Genomic DNA, 14,926 nt, shown 5'->3' with positions numbered 1-14,926 from the left:
CAGTTTCAGGCCATGTTCGTCGAGGATGCGCAGGCGCTGTTTCATCAGCACGTCGTAGTCCGGAATATCCCGGGTGGTGGCTTTAAGCGCTTCGATACCGGTTTTTTCGGCGAAGGCGATCCAGATTTCTGGAACCAACACACCTTCCAGGTCGAGACAGGCGATTTCCACAGGGCACTCCTAAACAGGATTCACAAAGAAGGCGGCACTCTAGCGGCTCTCCTGCGGCCACGCAACGCGCGGTGCGCAGCCTCTTTGTTCGCGCTAATAGTGCCTATCACCACGGCGCGCTGCAGGGCTCTGACAGTTTTTGCTACCATCGCCCTCCCCCTGCCCCCATAGACCTGGAGCCCATCATGGATCTCGACCTGGACAAGCTGAACGCCGAATTCGCCAATCAGCCAGAAAAGCTGGTGGAGTGGGCACTTGGCCTGGGTAAGACGGCCATTTGCACCACTAACTTCCGCCCGTTTGAAGCGGTGATTTTGCATATGGTCAGCCAGGTAAAGCCGGACATCCCGATCATTTGGATGGACAACGGCTACAACACCGAAGCTACCTACAAGTTCGCCGATGAAGTAACCCGTGCGCTCAACCTCAACCTGATCACCTACCTGCCCAAACGCAGCCGCGCCCACCGCGAAGCGTTAGAAGGCCCGGTGCCAGGCTTGGACGATCCGCGCCATGAAGCCTTTACCGAAGAAGTAAAACTGGAACCCTTCGCCCGCGCCCTGCGTGAAACCGCACCGCAGGTCTGGTTCACCGCCCTGCGCGCCACCGACACCGCCGTGCGTGCGCAGATGGAACCGATCAGCATCAACCCGGACGGCTTGATCAAAGTCGCACCGCTGCTGCAGTGGTCGTCCAAAGACCTGTACCAGTACCTGACCAAACACGGCCTGCCGAACAACTTCGACTACTTCGACCCCACCAAAGGCGAAGACAACCGCGAGTGCGGGCTGCATATCAGCCACTAATTGAGCCGGGGACGGTGTGCGCACCACTGCGTACGCCAGAAGATTCTGGATCGCCAGCTGATGGATTCCCGCCTTCGCGGGAATGACGGTGTTAGCGGTAAAACCCTCCGTCGTCCCCGCGCAGGCGGGGACCCACAGGGCTGGCGACCCATAACCTCGCGGCGAACCCGGCCGACTCAGCCTACATAGCGTTCTGATTGGGGATGTGATCGAGCAAATCCGTCGAGCCCACATCCACACCGGCCTGAAACAGCAGCGTGGTGGTTTGCCCGCGGTGATGGGTTTGGTGGTTGAAGAAGTGCGCGGTCAGCGGCCCGAAGCGTTTCTGCTGAATACCCTGGGAGTTCTGGTAGCGCAGCACATGGGCCAAGTCGGGCTCGCGCACCTGCCCGGCCCATTCGCTGATGATGCTGTCCAGTTGCAAGCGCAGCTCAAGCAACTCAGCCAAGTCTTTACGCAGTAAATCCCGCAGGTTTGCCGGCTTGGCTATGGACGCCATGGCGCGCAATGCCGGGAAATCGGCCGGGTGCTCGCTAAAGCGCTTCAGCCAGACGATATCCCCTGCCAGCAGATGATTAAGCGTGCCGAAAATCGAGCCGAAAAAGGCCTGGCGGTCGCGCATCAACTCGGCGGCCGGCAAGCTCGCTGCCGCGCTGTACAGCTTGCCGTTCATGGCGGCGTTATAGGCGGCCATCAAGACCACGTGATCACAGCTACTCATCGGCGCGTGCTCCTTATGACCTCAAGCCGCTAATCAGCTTGGCCAGCAGTTGGTTGAGTTGACCCTGCTCTTGCGCCGTCAGCACGGCCAAGGCCTGCTGCTCGTTGGCCACATGCAGCGGCAGCACTTTGTCGATCAAGGCCAAGCCTGCCGGGGTGAGTTGCACCAATACACTGCGGCGATCACTGGGTGACGGCAAACGCTCGATCAAACCACTGCGCTCCAGGCGGTCAAGGCGGCTGGTCATGGCGCCCGACGAGAGCATCAACCCTTCATACAGTTCGGTTGGCATCAGCCGGTACGGCGTGCCCGCACGGCGCAGCGTCGCGATCACATCGAACTCGCCCTTCTGCAGGCCAAACTGCGCCGCTAGCGGTGCGAGTTTGTCGCGCTCCATAAGCTGCGCCGCCTCCAGCAAACGCCCTACCGTGGCCATAACGCCAGCGTCTATATCCGGGCGCTCGCGGCGCCACTCTTCTTCTGCCTGCTGTGCTCGATCGTTCATCAGCCCCTCGAAATAAAGTTTCTTGATGCGAAGTTAATACTAACGCCTTGCATAGCATTGGCGAATAAATTTAATCTTGATATAGAGATACTTTACCAAGAGATAAAATGACTAAACAGCATCGCACTCAAATTCTCGTCGTCCTGGCTGTTGTTGGCCTAGCCCTTAACCTGCGTCCAGCCTTGGCCGCAATCGGTCCGCTGCTGGATTTGATCGAAGGCGCTACCGGCATGTCTTCCACGCAAACGAGCCTGCTCACCACCCTGCCGGTGTTGGTAATGGGCGTTTGTGCGCTGGCGGGCGGGCGAATTCGCCAGTGGCTGGGTGAACAGCATGGCATTGGGGCTGGCATTGCCCTGATCGCCATTGCCTGCGGCGTTCGTTACACCGCCACCGGCAGCAGCGGTTTACTGGCCACCGCCATCGTTGCCGGTATGGGCATTGCCTTGGTGCAAACCCTGCTACCAGCTTTTATCAAGCGCTGTTTTGGCACTCAGGCTGGGCGAATTTTAGCGCTGTACACCACCGGAATTATGGGCGGCGCGGCGGTTGCGGCAGCGTCGGCCGCCGGACTTGCACAGGCTTGGGATTGGCCACTGGCGTTGGCCATTTGGGCAGTGCCTGCGGCGCTGGCGGTGCCGCTGTGGTACCTGGCCGTGGCTTTGGATAGAAAAGCTGCGCCGCTCCCTACCAGCGTGCAACTGCACGCGGCGGCGTTCTGGCGCAACGGGCGGGCGTGGCAATTGATGCTGTTCTTTGGCATAGGTACCGGTGCTTACACGCTGGTGTTGGCCTGGCTGCCGCCGTTTTATATCAGCCTGGGTTGGCAACCTGCAGCGGCAGGCTTTCTGCTCGGCGGGTTGACGGTTACCGAAGTGATTGCCGGCCTGGCGGTATCGGCATTGATCGGCCGCTTTCCCGACCGCCGCAAACCACTGCTGACGGTGTTGGCGATGTTACTGGCCGGGCTGGTCTGCTTGATCGTGGCGCCGCTACCGCTTGCGCTGGTCGCCAGCCTGCTGCTGGGCTTGGGAATTGGCGCGTTGTTTCCGCTGTCGTTAATCGTGACCCTGGATCACGTCGACAACCCTGCCCGCGCCGGTGAGCTGGCCAGTTTTGTTCAAGGCGGCGGCTATATCATCGCCAGCGTAATGCCATTGCTGGCGGGTATTTTGCGCGACCAGTTTGCTGATCTGTCGCAAGCCTGGCTGGTGATGGCGGTCGGGGTTGTTGGCCTGATTGCGCTGAGCTGGCGGTTTTCGCCGGCCAGCTATGGGCGTATCAACGCCGATCAAAGATGAGAGCCTAAGTAGGTCGCCCATAAAAAATGCCCCGTATCATTTGATACGGGGCATGGTCGTGCAACAGCACGCTTAATCAAGCATTCCCACATGCTTAGGATGGCTCGCTACTCGTGCCAGCCAGGCGCGCACGGCGGGGTACGGTTGCAAATCAAAGCCGCCCTCGTGCGCCACATGGGTATACGCATACAGGGCAATATCGGCGATGGAATAGTGATCGCCGACCAAATAATCGGTGAGCTTCAACTGCTGCTCCATCACCTTCAGCGCCTTGTAACCGCGCTTGTGCGTGGCCTCGTATTCGGCGCGGCGTTCTTCTGGCAAGCCCTCGTACAACTTGATAAAGCGCGCCACGGCAATGTACGGCTCATGGCTGTATTGCTCGAAAAACTGCCACTGCAATACCTGGGTACGCAGGCGCGGTTCGGTCGGCAAAAACTCGCTGCCGTCGGCGAGGAAATTCAGAATCGCGTTGGACTCCCACAGGCAGGTGCCGTCTTCAAATTGCAGCACCGGAATTTTGCCGTTGGGATTCATGGCGAGAAATTCCGGGGTCTGGGTCTCGCCCTTGAGAATGTCCACCGGCACCCACTTCGACTCTTTGCCGAGCAGGTGCAGCATCAATTTAACCTTGTAGCAGTTGCCGGAGAGGTAATCGCCGTAAACCTTGTACATAGCAACCTCCTGTAATTCGGGGTGATCTCTTACTTAAGCAGCTTGTTCCAATTGCGCCTGGCGAATAACGGCAGCCAAGCGCGACAGCCCTTCACCCAAACGATCCGGGGAAATATGGCTGAAGTTCAGGCGCAGGTAGCCTGGGTTGTTTTCCGGCTCGGCAAAGAACGGTTCACCGGGCATAAACGCCACGTTTTGCGCCAGCGCGGCGTCGAGCAAGGTGCGGGTGTCCAACGGCTGTTTGAGGGTCAGCCAGAAGAATAAGCCGCCTTGCGGAACGTTCCATTCGGCCAGGTCGGCGAAATGCTCTTGCAACGACAACTGCATGGCATCGCGACGCACGCGGTAGAAGTCGCGCAGCTCGCCCAGGTGAGTTTTGTATTTCTCGCTGCCCAGCCATTGCAGCGCCTGCCATTGGCCAACGCGGTTGGTGTGCAGGTCGGCCGATTGCTTCAAGCGCAGCAGATGCGGGAACAGGTCTGGCGTGGCGATCAAAAAGCCTACGCGCAAACCTGGCAGCAGGGTTTTCGACACCGTGCCGGTGTAGATCCAGCTGGCCTTTTTCAGGCGGCTAACAATTGGCGTGGCGCTGCCGGCGTCGAACACCAGCTCGCGGTAGGGTTCGTCTTCGATGAGGGTAACGCCGAACTCGTCGAGCAAGGCCGCCACGGCATCGCGCTTGGCTTCGCTATAGCGCACGGCCGACGGGTTCTGGAAGGTTGGAATCAGATAAGCGAAGGCCGGTTTGTGCTGTTCCAGGCGCGCGCGCAAGGCGACCAGCTCCGGGCCATCGGCTTCTTGCGGCACGCTGATGCAGTTCGCGCCAAACAATTGGAAGGCTTGCAGCGCGGCCAGGTAGGTCGGCGCTTCGAGCAACACGTCGGTGCCCGGGTCGATAAACAATTTCGACGCCAGGTCGAGGGTTTGTTGCGAGCCGCTGACGATCAATACTTGGCTAGCATCGCAGGCAATGCCCAGAGCGCGCGCCTCGGCGGCGATGGCTTCACGCAGAGCCGGCTCACCTTCGCTCATGCCGTATTGGCCCATGCTGGTGGGCATGTCGGCCCACTCCACTTTTGGCAACATTGGTTCAGCAGGCAGGCCACCGGCAAAGGACATCACTTCCGGACGCTGGGCAGCCGCCAGAATTTCGCGGATCAAAGAGCTTTTAAGACGGCTGATACGTTCGGAGAAGGCCATACAAGTCACCGGTAGCAAAGGCAGGGAAAAATAAGTCAAACTGATTGACCGAAATCGGCCAAACCGAAACTACGACGATACGGACAACAACGTCAATATGCTTGACCTTAAAAACTCAACCACTCAGCAAAATGCCATGGAAGCGTTCTTCTTCGGCTATCAGGCATTTACCGCTAAAGCCGATGAAATGCTCGCGCGCCGGGGCTTGAGCCGGGTGCACCAGCGCATTCTGTTTTTTATCGGGCGCAGCCCCGGCATCAGCGTAAAAGACCTGCTGGCGGTGCTGGGGGTCAGCAAACAAGCGTTGAACATGCCGCTGCGTCAGCTAATGGAAATGGGCCTGGTACATGCCGACGCCGCCACCGACGACAAACGCAAACGCCTGCTGCGCATGAGCCCCGAAGGCGCCAAGCTGGAGCAGGCACTGCGCCGCGAACAGGTAAAACTGCTGCGCCGCGCTTTTGACGAAACCGGCGAGCAGGCGGTGACGGGTTGGTTTGCGGTGAACCAGGCGTTGGCCCGGCAGGCCACTAGCGAGGGGTAAGCACAGTCGGCAGTAAATGGCCAAACAGATGAAACTGTATGGGCGTTTGCGCCAATTGCTGTATCGCGACGCCAACCCACGGGGCGCTTAGGCTGAGCGCTTACTTGGAGCGGTGCCCTATGAGCCTCGAACTGCTGTTTGCCTTTATCGCCTTTGCCTTTGTCTCGTCAGTGACGCCCGGCCCGAACAATATGATGCTGCTCGCCTCCGGAGTGAATTTCGGCATGCGCCGCAGCCTGCCACACATGCTCGGCATCAGTATTGGCTTTGGCGTGATGGTAATGGTGGTGGGGTTTGGCTTGGGCGAACTGTTCAAACGCGTGCCGCTGCTTTACACCATCTTGCGTTATGCCGGCGCTGCCTACTTGTTGTATCTGGCCTGGAAAATCGCCCACGCCAGTGCCCCCGAAGGTAATGGCGATGCCCACGGTAAGCCGTTTACCTTTCTCCAGGCGGCGGCGTTTCAGTGGGTCAACCCTAAAGCCTGGGTGATGGCCGTCACAGCGATCACCACCTATGTTTCCCAAGATAACTTTGTCGCCAGCGTGCTGCTGATTGGCCTGTTGTTTGCGCTGATTAACTGCCCCAGTGTTGGCCTGTGGACCGCCGCCGGCAGCCTGATGCGCACCTGGCTTAGCAACCCGCGCACCCTACGCGCATTCAACATCACCATGGCGCTGCTATTGGTTGCCTCGCTCTATCCATTGCTCAAGGACGTCTAAATGGGCCTGCCAGAAACCACGACCCTGCCACCGCTGCGCCCACTGGCCGATAGCTCGCCCTCGGCGGTGGTCGCCGGGTTTATTGCCATGATGACCGGCTACACCAGCTCCCTGGTGTTGATGTTTCAGGCCGGCCAAGCCGCTGGGCTGACCACTGCGCAGATCTCGTCGTGGATCTGGGCGCTGTCGATCGGCATGGCGATTTGCAGCATCGGTTTGTCGCTGCGCTACCGCACACCAATCACCGTGGCCTGGTCGACGCCGGGCGCCGCACTGCTGATTACCAGCCTGGGGCATGTCAGTTATGGCGAGGCGATTGGCGCCTATATCACCTGTGCGGTGCTGGTGATTATTTGCGGCCTGACCGGCAGCTTTGAGCGCCTGGTCAAACGCTTGCCCGGCTCGCTGGCGGCGGCTTTGCTGGCGGGCATTTTGTTCAAGATCGGCAGCGAGATTTTCGTCGCCGCCCAGCACCGCACGGCACTGGTGATCACCATGCTGTTCACCTACCTACTGGTGAAACGCTTGCAACCACGCTATGCCGTGCTCGCTGCCCTGCTGATAGGTACGACGTTGGCCGGCGGCATGGGTTTGCTGGATTTCAGCGGCTTTCACTTGCAGCTCGCGGTGCCGGTGTGGACCACGCCAAGCTTCTCACTGGCCGCCACCATCAGCATCGGCATTCCACTGTTTGTAGTGGCGATGACCTCGCAGAACATGCCCGGCATTGCCGTGCTGCGCGCCGACGGCTACAGCGTGCCGGCCTCGCCGCTGATCAGTGTGACTGGCATCGCCTCGCTGCTGCTGGCGCCGTTTGGCTCCCATGGCATCAACCTGGCCGCCATCAGCGCGGCCATCTGCACCGGCCCGCATGCCCACGAAGACCACAGCAAGCGCTACACCGCTGCTGTTTGGTGTGGCGTGTTCTACGGCTTTGCCGGGATTTTCGGCGCCACCCTGGCGGCGTTGTTTGCCGCCCTGCCCAAAGAGCTGGTGTTATCGATCGCCGCGCTGGCGCTGTTTGGCTCAATCATCAACGGCCTGACCAACGCCATGGCCGAACCAAAAGAACGCGAAGCCGCGCTGATCACCTTTATGGTCACCGCCTCGGGCTTTAGCTTGTTTTCGATTGGCTCGGCGTTTTGGGGGATTGTCGCGGGGGTGTTGACCTTGTTGATCCTGAACTGGCGTAAGGCTTGAATATACGGCGTCGACCGGCCCGTTAGGCTTCGCTGCGCTCAACCCAACCTACGCGCTAACACGCTCCCCCGTAGGGTGTGCTATGCGCACCAAGCGATCTTGTAGTGAACGCATTGGTGCGCACAGCGCATCCTACCTCAGACCAACCGGTATGCCACTCAACCTACACCTCAGATCACGCCAAGCGAAAATGCTCCACCATCCCCTGCAATTCTTGGCTCAAGCTCGCCAGCTGAATACTTGAGGCTGCCGTGCCTTCCATGGCCAGGGACGACTGATCAGCGCTGCTGCGGATATTGGTGACGCTGCGGTTGATCTCTTCGGCCACCGAGCTTTGCTCTTCTGCCGCGGCGGCGATCTGCTGGTTCATCTGGTGAATTACCGACACCGCTGCGGCAATACTGCCCAAGGCACTTTCGGTTTCCAGCGCATCGCTCACGGTGAGTTCAACCAGCGCGGTGCTGCTTTGAATTTGCGTCACCGAGTTCTGCGCGCCTTTTTGCAAGGTGCCGACCAGCCGTTCGATCTCTTCGGTAGATTGCTGGGTGCGCTTGGCCAAGGCCCGCACTTCATCCGCCACCACGGCAAAGCCCCGGCCCTGCTCGCCCGCCCGCGCCGCTTCAATGGCGGCATTGAGAGCCAATAGGTTGGTTTGCTCGGCGACACTTTTGATCACGCTCAACACGGAAACGATGTTGTGAATTTCGCCGCTCAAGTGCTGAATGCTGGCGCTCGCCGAGCTGGACGACGCCGAAAGTTGTTCAATGCGCGCCAGGGTCTGGCGTACCACGGTCTGACCATTGGCAACTTTGCTGTCCGCCGTTTCTGCAGCCCCCGCCGCTTCCTCGGCATTGCGCGCCACGTCGTGCACGGTGGCAGTCATCTGGTTCATGGCGGTGGCAACCTGTTCAGTCTCTTCTTTCTGGCTGGCCACTTCGGTGTTGGTTTGTTCAGTGACTGCCGACAGCGAGCGCGCCGAGGTGGCGATCTGGTTAATGCCTGCCTGCAAGCCACCGACCATGCTACTCAGGCTCGCCGACATACGCTGCATGGCGCTCATCAGTTGGCCAACTTCATCGGTGCCGCGCACTTGAATCTGGGTACTCAGGTCGCCCTCAGCGATGCGCGAGGCCACGTGAATAACGCTTTGCAGCGGCTTGACGATGGCCCGAGTAATCAGCAACGAGGCACACAGCCCGACCAAAATGGCCAAGGCCGAGGAACCCAAAATCAACACCGCGTTAGCCTTGAGCTTGGCTTGCATGGCGGCGTCCTGTGCGGCATAGGCTTGGTCGACCTGGGCCATCACCTGCTCAGCGCGCTCGCGCATTTGCCCGTAAACCTGGCGCTCTTTAGCGAGCAAGTCGGTGTATTCGGCCAGCTTGGCGCTAAAGGAGGTGATATTGGTGCTGACGTCGTTCAGCACGCTGACGTAGCCGCCGTCTTTTACCGCACCTTTAAGGGTTTCAACCAATTGCAGGGCTTCGTCAGCCTGGGCGATTTTGGTCGACTCCATGGCCTCGCCTTCGGCCGCCTTGCGGCTCTGCGCCAAGCGGGCGTGGGCTTCGTTCATGGCTTGCAGCATCAGGCGCGACACCTGACTGACCTGGCCGGCCTGCTCGATAAATTCGGCGCCGTTCTGGCCTTGGGAATCTTTCAGTTCATAAGCGCCGTCATCGGCTAGGCCGGCGGCCAGCAGGTCGAGGTTATTGGACACACTGGTAACCGACCAACTGGCCATTTCCAAGGCCAGGTCTTTGGCCAGGGCCAACTCAACAAATTGGTCGAACGAAGCGCGGTAGGTGGCCAAGGCCTGGTCTACCGCATCCATGGCCGCCGCGCTGCTCGGCGACTGCTGTTTTAGCGCGGCAGTGGCCGCCGCAATGCCCTCCACGCCCTTGCGCAGCGAGTCGGCAGATTTGGCATCGCCAGTGATGGAAAACGCCTGTTCATCCAAGCGCACCCGCAGCACCGCACTGTTGATCGCCGACATCTGTTTGAGGCTATCAAAGCCTTGGCTAATGACCTGCAACGAGGTCACCCCAATCGCCGCCACTACGGCGGTAAGCACGAGCACCAGGCCAAACCCACTGCCTAGCTTTTTTGCCATGCCAAGGTTGGCAAAACTGCGTTGCAAGGCGGAAATCATCGCGCACGTCCTCTATCGAATGCTCAACAGACGGATCTGTCATACAAGATTCGTGCGAAGTTGCGACGCGCGCAGGCGTTGCACAAGCGGCTTTACCTAAAGGCATGGCAAATAGCTATGCCAGCGTCGTTTTCAGAACAAAAAACTGACGCCAAGCCTTCCACGCGTGCCTGCACATAGCGCGTGAGCGGTGGGCAAGCGCCATTTAGAGGCGCCAGGCCACACCGCCCTGTGGCCCAACCCCCCAGTCCAAGCGCTGCGGCGCGCTTAGGCATAAGTCATCACACAACAGCACTTACACGCAGCGGAAAAATAAACGACCTGAACGGCTCGCCAAGCAGCCCGACAACTACGTCATAAGCTGCGTCGTTACTGAGCTAAAAGAAATTAATCGTCTAGCACTTTCGTCTAACAGTGCGTTGACAAAGGCGCAGACGTCTGTCGATAATCCGCCAAAGTTGTACGACAACGTATAACGACAATAACAATAAAAACGCAGGACCACGCCATGACGACTCGCCGCATTGCTTGTCCCTTATTGCGCCCCACGCCGGGCACCTCGTTTGCTCGCCTGCACAGGCCCCCTACCCCTATCGAATTCGCTGACGGCTAGCCACTAGCCCACAGCAACGGCTTAGCCGCGTTTGCGGTTTGAGTCCGACGCCCTGGCACAAGGGCATAACGCGTTCCTCCGCGTGATACAGGCCACCGCAGGCCAGTAGGGGAACGGCTTGTTTAAAAAAAGGGAGCACAACAACAATGACCACCCGCACCGCATCACGTAGCACTCGTTCACTCGCCCTGTTGGGCGCCGGCAGTATGGCCCTGGCCATGCCCCTGCTGAGCCAGGCCGAAGGTTTTCTCGAAGACACCAAAGCCACGCTGAACCTGCGCAACGCCTACTTCAACCGCAACTTCACCAACCCGGCCTACCCCAACGCGGCGAACCCGCAGAACAAGGCCGAAGAGTGGACGCAGAACTTTATTCTCGACGTGAAATCCGGCTACACCCCAGGCCCGGTGGGCTTTGGTATCGATGTACTGGGCCTGTACTCGCAAAAACTGGATGGCGGTAAAGGCACCGGCGGCAGCCAGCTATTGCCGATTCACGACGACGGCCGCCCCGCCGACAACTTCGGCCGCTTGGGAGTCGCCGCCAAAGCCAAACTGTCGAAAACGGAATTGAAGGTCGGTGAGTGGATGCCGGTGCTGCCGATTCTGCGTTCCGACGACGGCCGCTCGCTGCCGCAAACCTTCCGCGGCGGCCAGGTTACCTCGCAGGAAATCGACGGTCTGACCCTCTACGGCGGCCAGTTCCGCCAGAACAGCCCGCGTAACGATGCAAGCATGGAAGACATGTCCATGAACGGCCGTGCCGCCGTGCTTTCCGACCGCTTTAACTTTGGCGGTGGCGAATACACCTTCAACGAAAAACGCACCACCGTTGGCGTCTGGTATGCCGAGCTGGAAGACATCTATCAGCAGCAATACTTCAACGTACTGCACAGCCAGCCCATCGGTGACGTCACCCTGGGTGCCAACCTTGGCTACTTCATTGGCAAGGAAGACGGCAGCCAGCTGGCCGGCGACCTGGACAACAAAACCGGCTTTGCCATGCTCTCGGCCAAATACGGCGGCAGCATCTTCTACGTCGGCCTGCAGAAAGTCAGCGGCGATAATGCCTGGATGCGCGTTAACGGCACCAGTGGCGGCACCCTGGCCAACGACAGCTACAACTCCAGCTACGACCAGGCCAAGGAAAAATCCTGGCAGTTGCGCCATGACTACAACTTCGCCGCAGTGGGTGTACCGGGCCTGACCCTGATGAACCGCTATATCAGCGGTGACAACGTACACACCGGCACCATCACCGACGGCAAAGAATGGGGCCGCGAATCGGAGCTCGCCTACACCGTACAGAGCGGCACCTTCAAGAGCCTGAACTTCAAATGGCGCAACGCAAGCATCCGCCGCGACTACAGCACCAACGAGTTTGATGAAAACCGCATCTTCATCAGCTACCCGCTGTCACTGCTGTAACGCTGGGCCGACTTACTCCTCGTGTGAAAACACGTTTTTGCCCGTCCTTGTGACGGGCTTTTTTTGCCCTCTGCTACGGATGACACACTGTCGTTGCCGAACAGGCGGGCCTCCCGCGCGTTGCCGGCGCCACCTCTCCCCTGGGTTCCCGCCTGCGCGGGAATGAGGGACGAAGTTGCGTTGGCCTCGTCGTCCCCGCGCAGGCGGGGATCCAGAATGCTCGGCGTGACAAAGATCGTGACGGTAACCTTGCGAGAGCCAACGAGGGATAACTTCCAGCGCTATCGGAACGGCGTTACTTCGGCTCTGCGGCACCTGGATTCCCGCCTGCGCGGGAATGACGGTGTTGGGAGTGGATAAAACGCAAAACGCCCGCCCCAGGAAAACCAGGGCGGGCGCTTTTTTACAACCGCTGGGGCTAACTCAAATCGCGGTAGAACCACCATCCACCGCCAACGAATGGCCGGTGGTAAAGGCGGCGTTATCGCTGCACAGGTACATCACCGCTGCGGCAATTTCTTCCACCTTGCCGATACGGCCGACTGGGTGCATGGCCGCAACAAAATTGGCTTTGGTCGGATCGGCTTCATGGGCGCGGCGGTACATATCGGTATCGATCACGGCCGGGCACACGGCGTTAACGCGGATTTTCTTTTTCGCGTATTCAATCGCCGCCGACTTGGTCAAGCCGATCACCGCATGTTTGGACGCTGCATAAATGCTCATCTTCGGCGCTGCACCCAGGCCCGCCACCGAAGCAGTGTTAACAATCGCACCACCACCTTGGGCCATGATCAACGGCAACTCGTACTTCATGCACAGCCACACGCCCTTCACGTTCACGCCCATGATCGCGTCGAACTCAGCCTCGGTGCCTTCGGCCACACGGCCTTTTTCAATCTCGATACCGGCATTGTTAAAGGCGTAATCCAGACGGCCATACGCCTCGATCACACCGGCCATCAGCGCCTGCACTTCGGCGTCTTTGGTCACGTCGCAACGAATAAAAGTCGCCTCGCCACCGGCCTGTTGAATCAGCGCCACAGTGCCTTCACCGCCGGCCACATCCACATCCGACACCACTACTTTCAGGCCTTCAGCCGCGAACGCCTGTGCGGTGCCACGGCCAATGCCATTGCCAGCGCCAGTTACCAGGGCAACTTGGCCGGAGAAAGTCATGCTCATCGCTCTATCCCTCTTTAGTGGTATCGAATTGTTATGGGGCGCAAGTCTAGCCAGCCGCGTAGCACGCGCGTCAGCACTATTTAAGGCCACGCTGAACAATTATCCAGCACAGTGATAAGGCCGCCCGCCCAGACATTTAGCAGATGGATAAACCTGCATTCCGCTAATGATCAAACCTTGCCCTCGGGCTGCTAGCGGTCTATCACCACTGTTTCCCTGCCATGAGTGTTGAACCATGACCACCCAACTCAACCGTCAATTCCTGCTCGCCCAGCGCCCCGTTGGCCTGCCGAGCCGCGACACCTTCAGCTACGTGGAAACCCAGGTGGGCGAACCCGGCCCCGGGCAAATTTTGGTGAAAAACGAATACCTGTCCCTCGACCCGGCCATGCGTGGCTGGATGAACGACGCCAAATCCTATATCCCGCCAGTTGGCATCGGCGAAGTTATGCGTGCCCTCGGCGTGGGCAAAGTCATCGCCTCACAAAACGACAAATTCCCGGTCGGCAGCTACGTTAACGGCGCCCTCGGCGTACAGGACTACTTTCTGGGCGAGCCAAAAGGCTTCTACGCCGTCGACCCCAAACGCGCCCCACTGCCGCTGTACCTCTCGGCCCTGGGCATGACCGGCATGACCGCCTACTTCGCCTTTCTCGACGTCGGCCAGCCAAAAGAAGGCGACACCGTTGTGATTTCCGGTGCAGCCGGCGCGGTCGGTAGCGTGGTCGGCCAGATCGCCAAAATCAAAGGCTGCCGCGTCATCGGCATTGCCGGCGGTGCCGACAAATGCAAACTGCTTAAAGACGAACTCGGTTTTGACGGCGTAATCGACTACAAAAACGAAGACGTGCATGCCGGCTTGAAACGCGAATGCCCAAAAGGCGTAGACGTGTACTTCGACAACGTCGGCGGCGACATCCTCGACGCCGTACTCACCCGTATCGCGCCCAAAGCCCGCATCGTTATCTGCGGCGCCATCAGCCAATACAACAACAAAGAAAACGTCAAAGGCCCAGCCAACTACCTGTCCCTTTTGGTCAACCGCGCGCGCATGGAAGGCTTTGTAGTGATGGACTACGCCAGCCAATTCGCCGACGCCGCCAAAGAAATGGGCGGCTGGATGGCGGCCGGTAAGCTCAAGAGCAAGGAGGATATTGTTGATGGCTTGGAAACGTTCCCCGAAACGCTGTTGAAGCTGTTTAGTGGCGAGAACTTTGGCAAGTTGGTGTTGAAGGTTAGTTAAAAACTGCTGGGCATAAAAAAGCCTGCTTGCGTTTGTCCGCAGGCAGGCTTTTTATTTTCTGTATCAATAACTATCTATACTCGCCATCACTCAGCACCATCAGGTATCTCGTTTTTCAACATATCCCGTTGTTGGTAACGCTCTTTGAAAGACATGTTTTTCTCCATGTCATTGGCCCCACTGTGCCCATAGTCGATCAAGTACTTGGTTTTTTCAAATGCTTGCTGAGCAACGTCGACACTTGTGCCAGCATCCGGATTCAAGAACAACTGCCCGCCAGCCAAACGGTAGTCGGTACCCAGCTGAAGAAATAAAGGGCCAATTCCAAAAACAATATCTTGAGGGCGGATATACGGCGCAGCAACTTCATTCATATCGCCCCCCTCAGAGCTTGTAGCAACCCTTTTACCACCTTCACTCAGATGCACTGCATACAGATACCCACCAGGATTAAACTTATTATT

The 14,926-nt window shown here is 58.8% G+C and carries 14 protein-coding genes and 1 pseudogene; 7 read left to right on the top strand and 8 right to left on the bottom strand.

Going from position 1 to position 14,926, the window contains the following annotated elements:
- Positions 1-171 (bottom strand): annotated as a pseudogene (gene thrH, locus AAAB16_RS18140) (bifunctional phosphoserine phosphatase/homoserine phosphotransferase ThrH); the annotation flags it as partial.
- 185 nt (positions 172-356) lie between these two features.
- Here thrH and AAAB16_RS18135 point away from each other — a divergent pair.
- The gene (locus AAAB16_RS18135; protein ID WP_340664580.1) at positions 357-977 is read left to right on the top strand and encodes a phosphoadenosine phosphosulfate reductase family protein; all 621 of its coding nucleotides are present in this window, start codon (positions 357-359) and stop codon (positions 975-977) included.
- A gap of 181 nt (positions 978-1,158) precedes the next feature.
- On the opposite strand, the gene AAAB16_RS18130 is transcribed toward AAAB16_RS18135, so the two are convergent.
- Together AAAB16_RS18130 and AAAB16_RS18125 are read right to left on the bottom strand one after the other, a co-directional pair.
- A complete protein-coding gene (locus AAAB16_RS18130) occupies positions 1,159-1,698 on the bottom strand; it encodes a DinB family protein (RefSeq protein ID WP_340664579.1) in 540 nt (179 codons plus the stop codon).
- A gap of 13 nt (positions 1,699-1,711) precedes the next feature.
- On the bottom strand, positions 1,712-2,203 hold the full coding sequence (locus AAAB16_RS18125) for a MarR family transcriptional regulator (protein ID WP_340664578.1): 492 nt from the start codon (positions 2,201-2,203) through the stop codon (positions 1,712-1,714).
- A 107-nt stretch (positions 2,204-2,310) separates the two neighbouring features.
- Here AAAB16_RS18125 and AAAB16_RS18120 point away from each other — a divergent pair, with 107 nt between their 5' ends.
- The gene (locus AAAB16_RS18120; RefSeq protein ID WP_340664577.1) at positions 2,311-3,504 is read left to right on the top strand and encodes an MFS transporter; all 1,194 of its coding nucleotides are present in this window, start codon (positions 2,311-2,313) and stop codon (positions 3,502-3,504) included.
- Between the two features lie 72 nt (positions 3,505-3,576).
- On the opposite strand, the gene AAAB16_RS18115 is transcribed toward AAAB16_RS18120, so the two are convergent.
- Both AAAB16_RS18115 and AAAB16_RS18110 read right to left on the bottom strand, forming a co-directional pair.
- Positions 3,577-4,179, bottom strand: coding sequence for a glutathione S-transferase family protein (locus tag AAAB16_RS18115; RefSeq protein WP_340664576.1), 603 nt, complete (start codon positions 4,177-4,179; stop codon positions 3,577-3,579).
- A 33-nt stretch (positions 4,180-4,212) separates the two neighbouring features.
- Positions 4,213-5,379 (bottom strand): PLP-dependent aminotransferase family protein, encoded by a 1,167-nt coding sequence (locus tag AAAB16_RS18110; RefSeq protein WP_340664575.1) that lies wholly within the window; start codon positions 5,377-5,379, stop codon positions 4,213-4,215.
- A 97-nt stretch (positions 5,380-5,476) separates the two neighbouring features.
- On the opposite strand from AAAB16_RS18110, the gene AAAB16_RS18105 reads away from it, so the two are divergent.
- The 3 genes from AAAB16_RS18105 to AAAB16_RS18095 all read left to right on the top strand — a co-directional run bounded on the left by AAAB16_RS18105 (position 5,477) and on the right by AAAB16_RS18095 (position 7,845).
- Positions 5,477-5,923 (top strand): MarR family transcriptional regulator, encoded by a 447-nt coding sequence (locus AAAB16_RS18105; protein WP_340664574.1) that lies wholly within the window; start codon positions 5,477-5,479, stop codon positions 5,921-5,923.
- A gap of 119 nt (positions 5,924-6,042) precedes the next feature.
- Complete coding sequence (locus AAAB16_RS18100; protein ID WP_340664573.1) at positions 6,043-6,645, top strand: LysE family translocator; 603 nt, start codon at positions 6,043-6,045, stop codon at positions 6,643-6,645.
- Positions 6,646-7,845, top strand: a complete 1,200-nt coding sequence (locus AAAB16_RS18095) for a benzoate/H(+) symporter BenE family transporter (RefSeq protein ID WP_340664572.1) — start codon at positions 6,646-6,648, stop codon at positions 7,843-7,845.
- A gap of 175 nt (positions 7,846-8,020) precedes the next feature.
- Here the strand turns inward: AAAB16_RS18095 and AAAB16_RS18090 are convergent, their stop codons facing one another.
- Positions 8,021-9,994 (bottom strand): methyl-accepting chemotaxis protein, encoded by a 1,974-nt coding sequence (locus AAAB16_RS18090; protein ID WP_340664571.1) that lies wholly within the window; start codon positions 9,992-9,994, stop codon positions 8,021-8,023.
- 759 nt (positions 9,995-10,753) lie between these two features.
- Here AAAB16_RS18090 and AAAB16_RS18085 point away from each other — a divergent pair.
- Positions 10,754-12,034: an OprD family porin gene (locus tag AAAB16_RS18085; RefSeq protein WP_340664570.1), complete on the top strand. Its 1,281-nt coding sequence runs from the start codon at positions 10,754-10,756 to the stop codon at positions 12,032-12,034.
- A gap of 423 nt (positions 12,035-12,457) precedes the next feature.
- Here the strand turns inward: AAAB16_RS18085 and AAAB16_RS18080 are convergent, their stop codons facing one another.
- Positions 12,458-13,219: an SDR family oxidoreductase gene (locus tag AAAB16_RS18080; RefSeq protein ID WP_110618057.1), complete on the bottom strand. Its 762-nt coding sequence runs from the start codon at positions 13,217-13,219 to the stop codon at positions 12,458-12,460.
- Positions 13,220-13,454: 235 nt separating this feature from the next.
- On the opposite strand from AAAB16_RS18080, the gene AAAB16_RS18075 reads away from it, so the two are divergent.
- Positions 13,455-14,462, top strand: a complete 1,008-nt coding sequence (locus tag AAAB16_RS18075) for an NADP-dependent oxidoreductase (RefSeq protein WP_110618056.1) — start codon at positions 13,455-13,457, stop codon at positions 14,460-14,462.
- Positions 14,463-14,548: 86 nt separating this feature from the next.
- On the opposite strand, the gene AAAB16_RS18070 is transcribed toward AAAB16_RS18075, so the two are convergent.
- The coding region (locus tag AAAB16_RS18070) for a hypothetical protein (RefSeq protein ID WP_340664569.1) at positions 14,549-14,926 on the bottom strand (378 nt) is incomplete at its 5' end.

The organism is Pseudomonas sp., assembly GCF_037994325.1.
In the GTDB taxonomy this organism is placed as follows: domain Bacteria; phylum Pseudomonadota; class Gammaproteobacteria; order Pseudomonadales; family Pseudomonadaceae; genus Aquipseudomonas.
The sequence above is the reverse complement of the archived record's forward strand: the minus strand, read 5'-3'. Positions and strand labels throughout refer to the sequence as shown.